Annotated in this window: 3 protein-coding genes and 1 pseudogene; all 4 read right to left on the bottom strand. The window is 68.1% G+C overall.

The window, feature by feature from the left end; translation table 11 throughout:
• Nucleotides 1-70: 70 nt before the first annotated feature.
• Nucleotides 71-1,954, bottom strand: coding sequence for a diffusible signal factor-regulated S8 family serine peptidase (locus ACCQ10_RS03975; RefSeq protein WP_372362298.1), 1,884 nt, complete (start codon nt 1,952-1,954; stop codon nt 71-73).
• Nucleotides 1,955-2,281: 327 nt separating this feature from the next.
• A pseudogene (locus tag ACCQ10_RS03970) lies at nt 2,282-9,790 on the bottom strand (ESPR-type extended signal peptide-containing protein); the annotation flags it as partial.
• Between the two features lie 546 nt (nt 9,791-10,336).
• Complete coding sequence (locus tag ACCQ10_RS03965) at nt 10,337-12,220, bottom strand: S8 family peptidase (RefSeq protein ID WP_506191970.1); 1,884 nt, start codon at nt 12,218-12,220, stop codon at nt 10,337-10,339.
• Nucleotides 12,221-12,308: 88 nt separating this feature from the next.
• Nucleotides 12,309-16,142 (bottom strand): YadA-like family protein, encoded by a 3,834-nt coding sequence (locus ACCQ10_RS03960; RefSeq protein WP_372363050.1) that lies wholly within the window; start codon nt 16,140-16,142, stop codon nt 12,309-12,311.
• Nucleotides 16,143-16,652 lie beyond the last annotated feature (510 nt).

Below are 16,652 nucleotides of genomic sequence, written 5' to 3'. Positions count from 1 at the left end.
ATCTGAATCCCCCTGAAAAACGATGCCCCCGGTGATGAGCCGGGGGCATCGGTCACACTATTGCATGCGCTTACTGTCGCGCAACGAGCGTCACCTTCGCATAGGCCGACGCACCCACCAACTTGATGTAGTAAGTGCCTGCCTTGGGCGCGGTGAAGCGCACGGTTTCGCTGTTGCCGGGGCGGGTCGACTTGGCATCGAAGCTGGTGGCGCTGGGCTCGGCTTCATGGCTGACGTACAGCGAGACATCGCCGGTGCCGCCATAGGTCATGAAGCTCAGCACGGCGCCGGCCTTGGCCTCGAAGCTGTACAGCGTGGCGCTGCCGGCAGTGCCGCTCAGGCCGGTCACCGGCACCTTGTTGGTCAGGGCGATGGCGGTCGGCGCGCAGCTCTCGGTGGACGGGTCGCACGGCTCCACCAGCACCGCTTCCAGCGCGGCCTTGGCATCGACGATGCCGCTGCCGATCGGGGTGCTGGCCGGCGGGGCCACCGGGAAACGGCGGCTGGTCTGCTTGAGCAGGGCTTCCACCGCGGCCGGGGTCAACGGGCCATCGCCCAGACCGATGGACGCGCTCTGCACCAGCGCCACGACGCCGGCCACGTGCGGGGACGCCATCGAGGTGCCGCCCATTCCCATATATGTATAGGAACCGGAGGTCGGGGTGGTCGCACCGGTGTAGCCGGCCTGCCAGATGAAACCACCCGGATTGCCGTCCACGCTGCCACCGCCACCTGGGCCGGACAGGTCGACCTTGCTGCCGTAGTTGGAGTAATAGGTGATGCCGCCAGTGATGCGCGTGGCGCCCACGGTAATGGTGTTGTTGCAGCTGGCCGGCGAATGGTTGGCCGCATCTTCGCCACTGTTGCCGGCCGCCACCACCACGGTGGTGCCGCGCGAGACCGCACCATTGATCGCCAGCTGGGTGGCCGAGTCACACGGCTCGCCGCCGCCCAGGCTCATGTTGATCACTTCGGCCGGATTGGTGTTGGCCGGCACGCCTTCGACGGTGCCGCCGGACGCCCACACGATGGCGTCGGCGATGTCGGAGGTGTAGCCGCCGCAACGGCCGAGCACGCGCACCGGCAGGATGGTCGCCTTCGGCGCCACGCCGGCCATGCCGATGCCGTTATTGGTGGCCTCGGCCACGGTGCCCGAGACATGGGTGCCGTGCCAGGAGCTCTCCTGTGCCACCGAGCCGGTGTAACAGACGTTGTCGGCCTCTTCCCAGTCGCCATAGTCCAGCGCGCCCGGCACGCGGGCATCGGTCGGGCGGCGCGAGACTTCTGCGTCGGTGATGAAGTCGTAGCCCTGCAGCAGGTTGCCGGCAAAGTCCGGGTGGCCCGGCAGGATGCCAGTGTCCAGCACTGCCACCACCACGCCGGCGCCCTGCGACAGGTCCCACGCCGCCGGCGCATTGATGCCGCCAGTCGGGTTGCTCAGGTGCCACTGGTACTGCGCGTACAGCGGGTCGTTGGGCACCAGTTGCGGGCTCACGTCGGTGGCCGGCACGTTCTTCTGAATGTCGATCGGACGCAGCATGCGGTCGATCTGCACGTCGGCCACGGACGGGTCGTTCTTCAGCTCCACCACCACCTTGTTCACCTGTGCGGCAGTCAGCGTGCTGGACAGCCTGATCAGGTCCGAACCGATGCCCAGCTTGCGCACATACGTCGCCTTGGCAGCGGCGGCAGCGCTGCGTGCGCCGGTACTGGCGCCCACGCGGCCGACAGCGGCCTGCACGGCATTGAGCTTGCTGCTGCGATCGGTCGCAGCGGCAGTGTTGTCCTTGTAGCGCACGATCAGGCGGCTACTGAATGCGGCGCCGGCCGGCGCTGCCTGGGTCGGTTCCTTGACCAGCAGTTTCGGTGCGGCAGCCAGGGTGCCGGATGCACCCAGGGCCATCATCAGGATGGCGCCGGTCAGCGGGGTGAGGCGGAAGGTCTTGTCGATCACGGTGAAATCCTCTTCGTGTTTTTCGTGAATCAGGCTTGGAGCGACGTCGGCAACGGCGCGCAGCCGTCAAACGGCCTGCGCTGTTGCTGTGGATCGCTCCTGGTACGGCCATCACTCCATGCGAATCCGTTGGCTGGCCTAGCCACGGTCCTTGCCCGCCCCCTCAGGCCTTGCCTTGCCGCGGCGGCGCATGTGCGCGCCGCCGCGTGTGATGCAACTGCGCGTGCGTGTGCCGCGTTACCAGCCGAAACCGGCACCCACGCCGATCGAGCTGTCGTCGCCGCTGAGCGCACCGCCCACCGTCAACGTGGCGCGCGGGCTGATCGCACGCTGGTAGCCCACCGACAACGCCGATTCGCCGTTCTGGAACCCCACACCGGCACCGATGCGGTTCTGCGACGCGATGCCCGCCACGCTGGCGGACATGTTCAACATCGCCGAGCTCATCGCGCCCTGACGGTCCAGGCGGCGGTTCTGCCGACGCAGGCGGTCTTCGATATCGCCCTGGTAGCTTTCGAAGCTGTCGGCCATGGCGCTGTAGCGGCTGTCGGTGTAGCTGTTGGCTGCGGCAACCCCGCTGTCCAACTGCCCCTTGTTCACCGCATCGGTGGCGCGCACGCCGGCCGCCACATTGGCCACCTGACGCTCGCCGCCGACGCTGCCCACCGACACCGTGTTGGCACGATCGGCCACCGAGCCCTGCCCCAGGGCAACCGCGCCCTGCGCACTGGCACGCGCGCCCTGACCGATCGCCGTGCCGGAGGCCGCGCTGACCTGCGCGCCCTCGCCCATCGCCACCGCATTGGTGGCCACCGCGGCAATCTGCGTATTGGCGCCCACCGCCGTGCTGCCATCGGCATTGACGCGTGCATTGCTGCCGATCGCCGTGTCGTTGGGGCCGTGCGCATACGCGCTGCCGCCAATCGCGGTGCCGGTGACGTGGTTGGCCACTGCAGCAGTGCCGACCGCCGTGGACGTTGCCGCCGGCGTGATGCTGCCGACCACGGCGGCGGTGGGCGTGCCATGCACGCCGCTCGTCGCCGTGGAGGCGCTCACGTTGCCTGCCGCATCGCTCGTGACAGTTGCGGCAACCGCGGGCACCGTTGCGGTCCGCAGCGACGCGGTGCCGGCCGTCGTGCCGGCAACCGCGCTGCCACCACGCGCATCCAGTTCGGTGACCTTGCTGTCCAGCGCAGTCAATGCCGCGCCCACGTTGTTGTAGCTGGCGCCCTGGATCACGTAGGTCGGCGCAACGAACACGCCCTGCGCGCCGATCGCCGCACCGCCGCCAAGGAAGCTGGCCGCATTGCTCAACGACTGGAACAGCTGGTCACCGTTGATGGCATCGGTGCTGGCATCGGCAATCGCACCGGCGCCCACGTTGACGATGCGGCGCGTGGCCGGACCGCCGCGCCCATTGCCGCTACCCACCGACACCGTGTTGGCGTCGTAGGTGCGCGAGCCCGAGCCCAACGCCACCGAATCGGCACCGCTGGCACCGGCGTTGGCACCCAATGCCACGGCATTGCTGCCGCTTTCACGCACGAAGGAGTTGTAGCCCAGCGCCACGCCGTTTTCGCCGATGGAACTGGTCTGACGGCCCATCGCGGTGCTGTTCACGCCGCTGGCGCTGCTGTCCACGCCCATCGCGCTGGCACCGGTGGCCGACGCGCGGCTGCCGGAGGCGATGGCCACACTGCGTGCACCACTGGCAGTGGCGCCCGCACCCGCAGCAGTCGCGCGGTCACCGGTTGCCACGGCCACGCCGTCGCCGGTGGTCTTGACCATGCCGCTGGTGGTTTGCACATCGGCCGCCAATGCATCCAGCTGGCCCTTGTTGACCGCATCGCTGGCGGTCTGGCCATCGCTGACGTTGACGATGCGGCGCGTGGCCGGACCGCCGCGCCCATTGCCGCTACCCACCGACACCGTGTTGGCGTCGTAGGTGCGCGAGCCCGAGCCCAGTGCCACCGAATCGGCACCGCTGGCGCCGGCGTTGGCACCCAATGCCACGGCATTGCTGCCGCTTTCGCGCACGAAGGAGTTGTAGCCCAGCGCCACGCCGTTTTCGCCGATGGAACTGGTCTGACGGCCCATCGCGGTGCTGTTCACGCCGCTGGCACTGCTGTCCACGCCCATCGCGCTGGCACCGGTGGCCGACGCGCTGCTTCCGGAGGCGATGGCCACACTACGTGCGCCGGTAGCGGCGGCGCCCGAGCCGGCAGCGGTGCTGCGCTCGCCGGTCGCCGAAGCCACTGCATCGCCGGTGGTCTTGAACTTGCTGCTGGTGTTCTGCACATCGGCCGTCAGCGCATCGAGCTGGCCCTTGTTGACCGCATCGGTCGCCGCCTGGCCATCGCTGACGTTGACGATGCGACGCGTGGCCGGACCGCCGCGCCCATTGCCGCTGCCGATCGACACCGTGTCGGCTTCATAGGTACGCGAACCGGAGCCCAGCGCCACCGAATCGGCACCGGTTGCACCGGCGTTGGCACCCAGGGCCACGCCGTTGACCGCGCTCTGGCGCACGAACGAGTTGTAGCCAACCGAGACCGCGTTTTCGCCGATGACGTTGACCTGACGACCGACGCCGGTGCTGTTGATGCCGGTGGCCGATGCATCCACACCGACCACGCTGGCGCCGATTGCATCGGCGCGGCTGCCGCCACCCAATGCCAGCGTGTTGTCGGCAAGCGCGGCTGCGCTCTGGCCCAGTGCAGTCGCATTGGCGCCGTCGGCATAGGAATTCCAGCCGATTGCGGTGGTGTAGTCCGCGGTTGCCCACGCACCTGCACCGAAGGCGGCCGCGCCGGTGCCGGACGCACGCGCCGGAATGAACCCGAAGAACGTGCTGCCGCCCACCGCCACGCTTTCGTCGCCGGTGGCTTCGCTGAATTCACCCACGGCCACCGCGCTGGCGCCGGAGGCCAGCGAGGCAGCGCCGACGGCGGTGCTGTAGTCGCTCGAAGCCACGGCGCCGTAGCCCAGTGCCGACGACAGGCGGCCGCTGGATTCGCTGTAGCCACCGAATGCGGCGCTGCCGACATTGGAGGCGGCACTGCGGAAACCCGCAGCGGTCGCCTGATTGTCGGAGGCCACCGCTTCGCTGCCGAGTGCGGTGGTGTAGGTGGAAATCGCCTGGGCACCGGCACCGTTCGCGGTGGCGCCGATATCGCTGGCCAAAGCGTTGCTGCCGACCGCGCTGCTGTTTTCGCCCACTGCTTGAGCGTTGTTGCCCACCGCTGCCGCGCCGATGCCGCCCGCCAGCGCGGCGACGCCAACTGCGGTGGCGGTGTCGACGACTGCCTTCGCCCCTGCACCCAACGCGGTGGTGCCTGTCCCGGTGGCAGCGGCGCCTTCGCCAGCGGCCAATGCATCATCGCCTTCCACATAGGCGCCGGCGTCGCTGTCGTCGCTGCCGCTGGCCTGGAAGTACTTGCCGGTGGCGGCACCGGCTTCGGCAACCGCGGTGAGCTGATCCAGGTTCACCGCGTCGGTGCCCTGCGTGCCGGCTGCCACGTTGGTGATCTGACGCTCATTGCCGGCACTGCCCACCGACACCGCGAAGTCGCGATCGGCTACCGAATCGGCGCCCAACGCCACGCTGCTTTCGCCGGTGGATTCGGAGAAATTCCCCAGCGCGGTGCTGTTGAGGCCTGGTGCCCACGCCGCGCCGCCGAGTGCCGTGGAGAAATCGCCGGAAGCTTCGGTCGGCAACAGGCCGAGCACCGCGCCGCCGACCGACACGCTGTTGTAGCCACTAGCCACGCTGCCCTGGCCGGCCGCCACGCTGTAGGCGCCGGTAGCGGTTGCATCGCTACCCACGGCCAGCGTGTTGGAACCGCTGGCCGTGCTGAAATTACCCAGCGCGGTGCTGTTGAAACCGCTGGCGGTGGAATAACCGCCCAAGGCGGTGGTGTAGTTGCCGGTGGCTTCGGCACCGAAGCCGAAGGCCGCCGCACTAGTGCCGTTGGCGACGCTCTCCGCACCGACGGCGGTGGCCGATTCGCCGCTGGCACTGGCGAAATAGCCCATCGCGGTGGATTCGCTGCCCTGCGCCTCGCTCAGCGCGCCAACTGCCAGCGAGCCATCGCCGTACGCGCCTGCCGCTGCGCCGAGTGCGGTGCTCTGCGCGCCGGCTGCTTCGCTCTCACCACCCACGGCCACGGCGTAGTCGCCGCTGGCCTGGCTGAAGGCGCCATTGGACACGCTGCCGAAACCGCTGGCCGCGGCGTTGTAACCGGCCGCATTGGCGTACTGCGCCGTGGCGCTGGCACCGCTGCCGATGGCCACCGTACCGATTGCGGTGGCCTGGCTGCCGGCACCGAACGCGCTGCTGTAATCGCCGTCTGCGGTGGCATTGGAACCGGCCGCGGTCGCGTCGTCGCCCTGTGCGAAGGCGGTGCCGTCACCGGTGCCCGCGTACAGGCGCGCGGTATTTTCCGCAGCGCCAGCCACGGCGTTGAGCTGATCGAGATTCACCGCATCGGTGCCCTCGGTGCCGGCCGCAACATTGGCAATCTGGCGCTCGCTGCCGGCCGTGCCCACCGACACCGTGTTGGCGCGATCGGCAACCGAACCCGCACCCAGCGCGACACTGCCGTCGGCAGATGCCACTGCACCGCCGCCTAGGCCCATGCTCCGCTCGCCCGAGGCGTTGGATTGCCAGCCCAAGGCAACGCTCTCGTAACCAGGCGCATAGGACTGGCCGCCAATCGACGTGGCGCTTTCACCTGTCGCAAGGGCGTAAGTGCCCAGGGCGACCGAATAGTAGTTGTCTGCCCGCGCATTTGCGCCCAGCGCCACCGACGAATCGTAGCTTGCCCGCGCATATGCGCCCAGCGCCGTGCTTTGTTCACCATCGGCCAAACTTTCGGTACCGATTGCGGTGCTGTTAAAACCCCGCGCAACACTGGCGGAGCCCAGCGCGGACGATGCGATTCCGCTGCTGATGCTTGCCTTACCGATTGCCGTTGCATCACGCTCATCGGCGACGCTGAAGGCGCCGACGGCCGTGCTGGAATCTCCCGACGCCATGCTGGCGATACCAAGCGCGGTGGCTTCGTAAACGGCACGGCTGTTGTTCCCCACTGCCGTGGCAAAGGAACCACTGGCGCTGGCGTAGCTGCCGATGGCTGTGGAGTACGCATCGGCTTGACTGCCCGCGCCGAGCGCAATGCTCTGCTCGCTTTCAGCCTGCGCTCCCCAACCCAGTGCAATGCTGTCATCGCCAGTCGCGCTGGATTGGCCACCGAGCGAAATGGCACGCGGACCATACGCATTTGCATAGGTGCCCACCGCAATCCCGCCGGTATCGGCCGCAAACGCATTCGCGCCCACTGCCGTGCTGTCATCGCCGTAGGCCACACTTTCGGTACCGATGGCGGTGCCGCCGTTACCCCATGCCACGCTGGCAAAGCCCAGCGCAGTCGATGCGCTGCCGTTGCCGATGCTTTCGTAACCGATTGCCGTTGCACCACGCCCGTTGGAAATGCTGTTGCCGCCGACGGCAGTGCTGAAATAGCCAGATGCATTGCTGTCGCCGCCGAGCGCAGTGGCGTAGTCGTCGCCGGCGCTGCTGTTGAAGCCCACCGCCGTGGCATTGGCGATGCTGGCGTTGGCATTGCTGCCGACCGCCGTGGTCCCCAGCGCGGAGGCCTGGCTGCCTGCACCGAGCGCAATGGCGTCGTCGCCCGACGCGTTACTGGTGCTACCCAGCGCAACGGTGCGCTCGCCGAAGGCACTGCTGTTTGCGCCGATCGCGGTGGATGCGCTGCCACCGGCGGCGGCATTGGCACCGAAGGCGGCGCTGTCATCGCCGAACGCGACGCTTGCGCCGCCCACGGCCGTACTGGTGTCGCCGAAGGCCACGCTGCCCACACCCAGCGCAGTGGAATCGGCGCCGTTGGCGATGCTTTCGTAACCCAGGGCGGTCGCGCCGCTGGTGGTGGCCTGGCTTGCGCCGCCCACTGCGGTGCTGGACTCGCCCGAAGCGCTGCTGTTGCCGCCGAGCGCGGTGGTGTTTTCGGCGATTGCGGCGCTGTTGAAACCCACCGCCGTGGCGTTGTCGGTGGTGGCATTGGCGCCACTGCCAACGGCAGTTGCGCCCTGCGCAGAGGCCGCGCTGCTCGAACCCAGCGCGGTGCTGTAATCGCTGAAGGCCGATGCATTGGAACCGGCAGCGACGCTGTCGACGCCTTCTGCAACGGCGGCGCCATCGCCGGTGGCGACAAAGGAACGCGCGGTGGTGGATGCAACGTCGGACACCGCGGTGAGCTGGTCGAGATTCACCGCATCGGTGCCCTCGGTACCAGCGGCCACGTTGGTGATCTGACGCTCATCGCCGGCCGCGCCCACCGATACGGTGTTGGCGCGCGTGGCGACCGAGTTGGCACCCAACGCAACCGAGTTGGCGCCCCGTGCAGTGCTGTAGTAGCCGAGCGCGGTGCTGAGTTCGCCGCTGGCCCAGGATTCCGGGCCAACCGCTGTGGCGCCTTCGCCAGGTGCGTAGGCGAAGTAGCCCACGGCGGTGGCTTCGGTGCCGGAGGCTTCGCTGAGCGTGCCGACGGCCGTGGTGTAGGTGCCCGACGCGATCGCACCGGCGCCCAGCGCGGTGGACGCTTCGCCGCTGGCCTGGGTCTGCACGAAGAAACCCAGGCCGGGGATGAGGTCCACCGGACCACCGACAGCAGTGCTGCTGGTGCCGCTGGCGCTGGTCTGCGTGCCCACGGCCGTGGCGTAATCGCCGGCCGCATTGGCTACCGCGCCGAACGCGGACGACTGCGCACCGGCCGCATACGCGCCGACGCCGAACGAGGACGCGGCAAAGCCATCGGCATTGGCGCTGGCGCCGACCGCGGTTCCGCCGACGCCGGCGCTGGTGGCGCCGGTATCGACCGGCACGCCGCCGTTGGTGATCAACGGCTGGCCGTCTTCGTTCACTGCCGCGCCGCCAACGGCCACGCTGGCCGGCCCAGTGGCCTGTGCGTTATGGCCGAAGGCCGCGCTGTTCTGGCCCGATGCCAGTGCATTGAACCCCACTGCCGTTGCGTTCTCGGCCACGGCATTGGCGCCGCTGCCCAGCGCGGTGGTGGCGATGCCCACTGCATTGGCGCCATCGCCTGCAGCCAGGGCGCGCTCGCCTTCGACATAGGCGCCGACGCTGTCTTCGCCCGGGCTTGCCTTGAAGAACGTTGCGGTGTCTTCGGCCACATCGGCCACGTCGCGCAGCTGCGCGACATTGACCGCATCGGTGGCGTTGACGCCGGCGGCGACGTTGGTGATGCGGCGCGTGGCCGGGCCACCGCGGCCGTTGCCGCTGCCCACCGACACCACGTCGTCTTCGTGGGTGCGCGAGCCTGCGCCCAGCGCCACGGAATTTGCACCGGTGACGCCCGCATTGGCGCCCAGCGCCACGCCGTTTTCACCGGCCTGACGCACGAAACTGTTGTAGCCGATGGCCACGGCGTTTTCGCCGATCGCATTGGTCTGGCGCCCGATCGCGCTGCTGTTCACGCCGCTGGCGCTGCTGTCGGCGCCGGTGGCCACTGCGCCGGTCGCGCTGGCATGGCTGCCTGCGCCGATGGCGGTCGCCTTGGCGGCGGGTGCAGCAGCGCCGCGGCCGACTTCGACCGACTGCGCGGTTGCGGGGAGCGGGGTGACAAGTCCGGCGCCACCCAGCGCCAGGGTGATGGCGGCGGCCAGGGCCAGGCTCTGGCGGCGGTCGATGAGCGAGGCTGGAGCGACGGCTCCGGGGCTGTCACCGCTGGCCAATTCCGATGCCACGGCCCATACGCCCAGTGATTTGTTCCAGACCTTGCGATAAATCCGATTCATCGACGCACGACTCCTGAGTTGTTTGGACTGGTTTTTGGCGAACACCCACCATCGGAAGGCCGTTCGGCCAGGCGATTCCCCGCGGTTGGTTGCGCTATGGACCTTGCGGCGATGGGCGGCTCGCGCCTGCACCCTGGATAGTCAAAAAGTGAACGCTACCCAACCATAGAACTGCGCGAAGTGTTAACAGTCGTCAAATCAGGCGTCAAGTTTTTGACAGAAAGCGAAGATAAGCGCGCATTTGGTCACACTTCTGCTTGCTTTTATTATTTTTTTGATAATTCTTTGGAAAACAGCGACCTAGATCGTGTCTCACAAGACATTCGGATCCTGAATAGCCGTGTCTGGTGAGGACAAAAAAGCCCGCTGGCAGGACGCCAGCGGGCTTGGTTGCGCAAAACCGTACGCGGAACAGGTCAGAAGGCCGGTCAGCGCGCTCCCGCGCCGCCGTCCTCAGGCTGCGCCCTCGTCGCCGAGACCGGTGTTACCTACAGAACTGCGCCAAGAAACCGACGACAGCGCTCCCTTACGCTGCCGCGTGTCGGATCACTGACGCGCCAACAGACTCACCCCATCGAAGCCACTGCCATCGAGCCGGAGGAAATAGGTTCCGGTGCGTGGCGCGGTGAAGCGCACGGTCTGGCTGGTTCCGCTGCGGCTGGACATGCCGTCGTTATCGGTCGCGGTCGGCGCGCGGCCCAACGCGACATACAGCGCGGTCTGCCCGCTGCCGCCGAAGCTGATGAAGCTCAGTACCGCGCCGGCATTCGCTTCGAAGGCAAAGACGCCGGCATCGCCGGCCACGTTCGACAGACCGCGTTCGGCCACGCCGTTGCGCAGCGTCTGCGCGTCCAGCTGGCAGCTCAGGTCGCCACTGTCGCAGCGGCGCAGTGCACGATCGATGGCCGCGGCGGCGTCCACGATGCCGCTGCCGGCCGGCGTGGTCAGCGGCAACTGCACGGGAAAGGCGCGCGCGCTGCGCTTGAGCAGGCGTTCCAGCGCCGCAGGTGTCAACGGCGGTTTGCCATCGGCGATCAAGGCGCTTTGCACCAGTGCGGCGGTCCCGGCCACATGCGGCGAGGCCATCGAGGTCCCGGCAAAACCAGGCCCGACATAGGTGAATTGCCCGGACGTGGGCGTGGTTTTGCCGGTGTAGCCGGTCTGCCAGATCCAGCTGCCGATCGGGCCGTCGTACAAGGTGTCGGTTTCCAGATCGCGCGCGCCGCCGCCGGGTGCGGCCAGATCGATCAAGCTGCCGAAATTGCTGTAGTACGCCAGCCCGCCGGTCAGGCGGGTGGCCGCCACCGACACCACGTTGGCACAGTTGGCCGGCACTGCACTGGATACATCCGAGCTGTCGTTGCCGGCCGCCACCACCACGGTGGTGCCTCGCGCTACCGCGCCGTTGATCGCCGCCTGCGTCACCGAATCGCAGGGACCGAAACCGCCCAGGCTCATGTTGATGATTTCCGCCGGATCGCGATTGTCCGGCACGCCATCCACATGCCCGCCGGACGCCCACACGATGGCATCGCTGATGTCCGAAGACGAACCCCCGCAATGGCCAAGCACGCGCACCGGCAACACCTTGGCCCTGTAGGCCACGCCGGCGCCGCCGATGCCGTTGCCGGTGGCTTCGGCAATGGTGCCGGCCACGTGCGTGCCGTGCCAGGAACTGTCGCGGGCCGCTGAAAAAATCCCGCATTCGCCGTCCGTCGCTTCCCAATCCCCGTAATCCAGCGCCCCCGGCACGCGCGCATCGGTGGCGCGTCGCGAGGTGTCGGCGTTGGTGATGAAGTCGTAGCCCTGCAGCAGATTGCCGGCCAGATCCGGATGTGCCGGCAGGATGCCGGTGTCGATCACGGCCACCACCACGCCCTCGCCTTGCGCGGTCTTCCACGCCGCCGGCGCATCGATGCCGCCGACCGGATCGGTGAGATGCCATTGATTGCTCGCCAGCAACGGGTCGTTGGGGAGGCTGCCGCCACTGCTCTGCAACGGATACATGCGCGTGTCGGTCTGCGCATATTCCACCGCAGGATCCGCTTGCAGCGCACGTACCAGGCGATCGGCGTCGCTGCGGCGCAGTCGAGTGGGCAACTTGATCAACTCGCTGCCCACTGCCAGCGTCCGCACATGCGTCGGCGCCGGATGCACGCCGCTGCGCGCGGCCGGAGCCAACTGCACGGCAGCGCGTGACGCCGCCGCGGTGATCGTGGCCACCGACACGGCGCCGACACTGCGCGCGGCCACCGTGCCGCTGCGATATTTGACGATGATGCCGTCAACCGGCGCATCGCGCAGGGCCTGCTGACGTTGCACGGTGCGCATGCCGGCATCGGCGGCAGCCGCAATGGCGCTGCCGCCGGACAGCAAGAGTACGGCGCTGCAGGCGATGGCGAGCGCGCGGGAATGATGGGTCTGAATCACGATGACGTCCTCTTCAAGATGAAATGCATGGCGAATGAGTGAGCGCGCAGCGGCCGCACATGCCACCGCTACACGTGCAGGGCCTGCGTTACCAGCCGAAACCGGCACCCACGCCGATCGAGCTGTCGTCGCCGCTGAGCGCACCGCCCACCGTCAACGTGGCGCGCGGGCTGATCGCACGCTGGTAGCCCACCGACAACGCCGATTCGCCGTTCTGGAACCCCACACCGGCACCGATGCGGTTCTGCGACGCGATACCCGCCACGCTGGCGGACATGTTCAACATCGCCGAGCTCATCGCGCCCTGACGGTCCAGGCGACGGTTCTGCCGACGCAGGCGGTCTTCGATATCGCCCTGGTAGCTTTCGAAGCTGTCGGCCATCGCGCTGTAGCGGCTGTCGGTGTAGCTGTTGGCCGCCGCAACCCCGCTGTCCAACTGCCCCTTGTTCACCGCATCGGTGGCGCGCACTCCGGCCGCCACATTGGCCACCTGACGCTCGCCGCCGACGCTGCCCACCGACACCGTGTTGGCACGATCGGCCACCGAGCCCTGACCCAGGGCCAGCGCGCCCTGCGCACTGGCACGTGCGCCCTGACCGATCGCCGTGCCGGAGGCCGCGCTGACCTGCGCGCCTTCGCCCATCGCCACCGCATTGGTGGCCACCGCGGCAATCTGCGTATTGGCGCCCACCGCCGTGCTGCCATCGGCATTGACGCGTGCATTGCTGCCGATCGCCGTGTCGTTGGGGCCATGCGCATACGCGCTGCCGCCAATTGCAGTACCGGTGACGTGGTTGGCCACTGCCGCAGTGCCGACCGCCGTGGACGTTGCCGACGGCGTGATGCTGCCGACCACGGCGGCGGTGGGCGTGCCCTGCACGCCATCGGCCTGCGCAGGACTGCCTGCCGACGCCGTGGCGAGCGAGACCGCGACATCGCCGGTGTCGTCCGTTGCCTGCGTTGCCAGTGCGCCAGCGGCAAGGTCGCTTGCACCACTGCCGCCCACCGCATTGGCCGCCGACGACACGCGGGCCGATGCCACGCGCGCGGCGCTGCCGCGTGACGCTACTGCCGTGCCGCCACGCGCATCCAGCTCGCTGACCTTGCTGTCCAGGGCCGTCAATGCAGCGCCCACATTGCTGTAACTGCTGCCCTGGATCACGTAGGTCGGCGCGACGAACATGCCCTGCGCGCCGATCGCCGCACCGCCGCCCAGGAAGCTGGCCGCATTGCTCAACGACTGGAACAGTTGCCCGCCATTGAGCGCATCGGTGCTGCCCGCTGCAACCGCACCGGCACCGACATTGACGATGCGACGGCTGGCCGGACCGCCGCGGCCGTTGCCATTGCCCACCGAGACCACCTCGGCCTGGTCACTGCGTGCACCTGCGCCGAGCGCAACGGAATCGGCGCCGTTGGCACCGGCGTTGGTGCCCACCGCCACCGCGTTGCGCCCGCTCTCGCGGGTAAAGGCGTTGTAGCCCAGTGCCAGGCTGTTGTTGCCGAGCGCACGCGCCTGCACGCCCAACGCGACCGCCGCACTGCCGATGTCGCCGACGAACACCCCGACGCTGGCGTCGCGCCCGATCGCAATCGCATCGGCGGCGTCGGCCCTGGCGTTGGTGCCCAGCGCGATGGCATCGCGATGGACGATCGAGGTGTCGGCACCGCTGCCGATTGCAATACTGCGGTTGTTTGCGGCACGCGCGTCGTAGCCGATGGCAATGCCTTCCTCGCCCCAGGCCGAGGCCGCGCCGCCGAGCGCCACGGCACGTGGCGCGGACGCCGCTGCGCTATGGCCGATCGCCACCGCATCGGTATTGCTGCCATTGGGAAAGACATTGGCGTTGTAGCCCAGGGCAATTGCATAGTCGGCCTGGCTCTGCGCGCCAGCCCCGATGGCAATGCCCCCGACACCGGACGCGCCAGCACTGCGCAGCGTGTTGCTGATGAGCGAGAAGCCGCCCACGGTGATGCTGCGCTCGCCGGTCGATGCCGCGCTGCTGCCAACGGCGATACTGCTTTCGCCAAAACCCAGCGCATTGAAGCCCACCGCCGTCGCCAGGCTGGCGGCGGAGGTGGCATTGAACCCGAACGCCGACGATCCGGCGCCGCGTGCGGCCGAGAAACTTCCCAACGCGGCGGTGGTGTCCTCCAGCGCCTGCGCGCCGAAACCCACCGCGGTCGACTGCGTGCCCAGTGCCCTGGCACCGGTCCCCACGGCGGTGGCAAACACCTGCATGGCGGTGGCGCCGCCGCCCAGGGCGACTGCGCCGCGCCCTTGCGCGGTGGTGGCCTGCTCCTGCTCGCCGATGATGAAGCCGGCGGCATCCACCAGCGGCACCGTGGCAACACCGCCTACCGCCAGCGCCGAGGCGTCGGAGGCACTGGCATTGCGGCCAACCGCCACGGCGTCGCGCCCGATCGCCGCACTGCCCGATCCCAGCGCGCCGGCTCCCTCGCCCAGCGCATTGCTGGCACTGCCAAGCGCAATCGCATTGCTGCCTTCGGCAAAGGCCGCCGGCTCGTCGGTGTCGGACTTGGCCAACGCAAGATGGCTATCCAGGCGTACAGCGACCGCGCGCACGCTGTCCAGCTGCGCGACGTTCACCGCATCCGATGCCTCGGTCCCGGCCGCCACATTGGTGATCTGCCGGGTCAGGCCGGTCTGCACGTTGCCCACCGACACCGTGTTGCTGCGGTCCGCGTAGGAAAACGCGCCCAGCGCCACTGCGCTGGAGGCAGAACGGTTCCACGCATCGTCGACAAAGTCGCCTACCCGCGCGCCATAGCCGAGTGCCACCGCATCGATCCCGTTGGTCTGCGCATCGGCACCGATGGCGGTGTTGTTGCCGTTGAACCACGAGGTGCTGGCACGGGCACCGAGCGCGACGCTGTTTTCGGTATAGGTGACGCTGTCCTGGCCGATCGAGATGCTACCGTCGCCCATCGTCAACGCAAAACCGCCCAGCGAGACGGTGCCCGGTGCGAAGGTGCCCGCCGAGTGCCCGATCGCTATCGAATCGGTGTTGCCGGGTCGGTTGGGAAACACGTTGGAGTCGTAGCCGATCGCAATGGCATAGTCGGACTGACTCTGCGCGCCCGCACCGAAGGCGATGCCACCACGCCCGGTGGCCGCCGTGATTGCGCCGAAATCGCTGACACCCCCGATCACCACGCTCTGCGCACCGATGGCGAAAGCGGTATCGCCGATCGCAACGCTGCTGGCGCCATCGCTGCGCGCCCGGTAGCCGAAGGCGGTTGCCGTGTCGGCACTGGCCCGCGACAGGTAGCCACCGGCAGTGGACAGGAAACCGCTTGCCGTGGACAGGCCGCCTACTGCGGTCGCCCCGTCGCTGAAGGTCTGCGCGCGGTAGCCCAGCGCCGTGCTCTGCACGCCGTCGGCGCTGGCACCACTGCCAAGCGCGCTGGCAAATGGCGTGGCGGCCACCGCACCGCCCCCGATGGCGGTGGCGCCAACGCCTGCCGCCTGCGCGGCCAGTTCGCGTTGACCAATGACGAACCCGAACGCGTCGTAGTCGTAAACGGTGGCCACCCCCCCGAGGGCGACGGCCGATTCTCCGGCAGCCGTTGCGTTGTAGCCGATTGCGGTGGCATTGCGCTCCACCGCCAGGCTGCCGCCGCCGAGCGCGATGGTTCCATCGCCCAGGGCATTGCTTGCATTGCCCAACGCCAGCGCATCCTGCCCGTCGACAAAGGGCGGCAGGTCGCTGTCGGCCGCGGGTGTTGCCGCGCGCTGGGTCGTTGCACGCTCCAACGGTGCAGCCGCGGGGGCGGCATCGATGCCCGCATCGGGACCGCAGTGTTGCTGGCCATCGATCAGGCGGCATTGCGCGCCCGGCGCCGCCTGCGCGGTGGCCGCACCGGCAACACCCGCCATGCCGAACAGCACCACCCCCATGGATGCCGTCAGCAGGCTGCCGGCCTGTGCCCGCCGCATGCTTGGCCGGTGATGTCCGGTGGCGCAGGCATGCGCCGCCATTCGGTCGAGAGCGCCCTGCTCGAGACCGTCCTGCAGATAATGTCGTTTCATTACGCCTTACTCCCCATTGGCCTGGTGTGTAAAAAAACCGGCCACCGCGCGATTGCATCGCACGGTCCCCCTGAGGCTCTGTCGACATGCGCACACACGCCTTCTGCGGCGGAAAAACCTCCTGCGCAAAAGATTCAATCAAGTAAATAAACGGATGCAGCAGATAATGCGGAAATTCCGCAACTGGATAACGCCAGATGAATCTATTGAAAAACACAGTATTCAAATGCGCTAGACGTCGCATTATCGAAGTGGCGACCATCCACCCCTGAAAAACTAGTATTTTTATTAGTTACTTAAAAAATACCACGTACCGGCGTTTTCATTTACTTGCATACGATCTTCATGCCACCTGCAGACCGGCATCGCGCAGCGCGC

Source organism: Xanthomonas sp. NCPPB 1325, assembly GCF_041477645.2.
In the GTDB taxonomy this organism is placed as follows: Bacteria; Pseudomonadota; Gammaproteobacteria; order Xanthomonadales; family Xanthomonadaceae; genus Xanthomonas; species Xanthomonas cannabis.
This window is presented reverse-complemented; position numbering and strand designations above follow the sequence as displayed.

What these genes read in the sequence shown, in the direction of transcription:
- ACCQ10_RS03960 (WP_372363050.1), bottom strand. Translation starts at nt 16,142, where the DNA reads ATGGGGGTGGTGCTGTTCGGCATGGCGGGTGTTGCCGGTGCGGCCACC.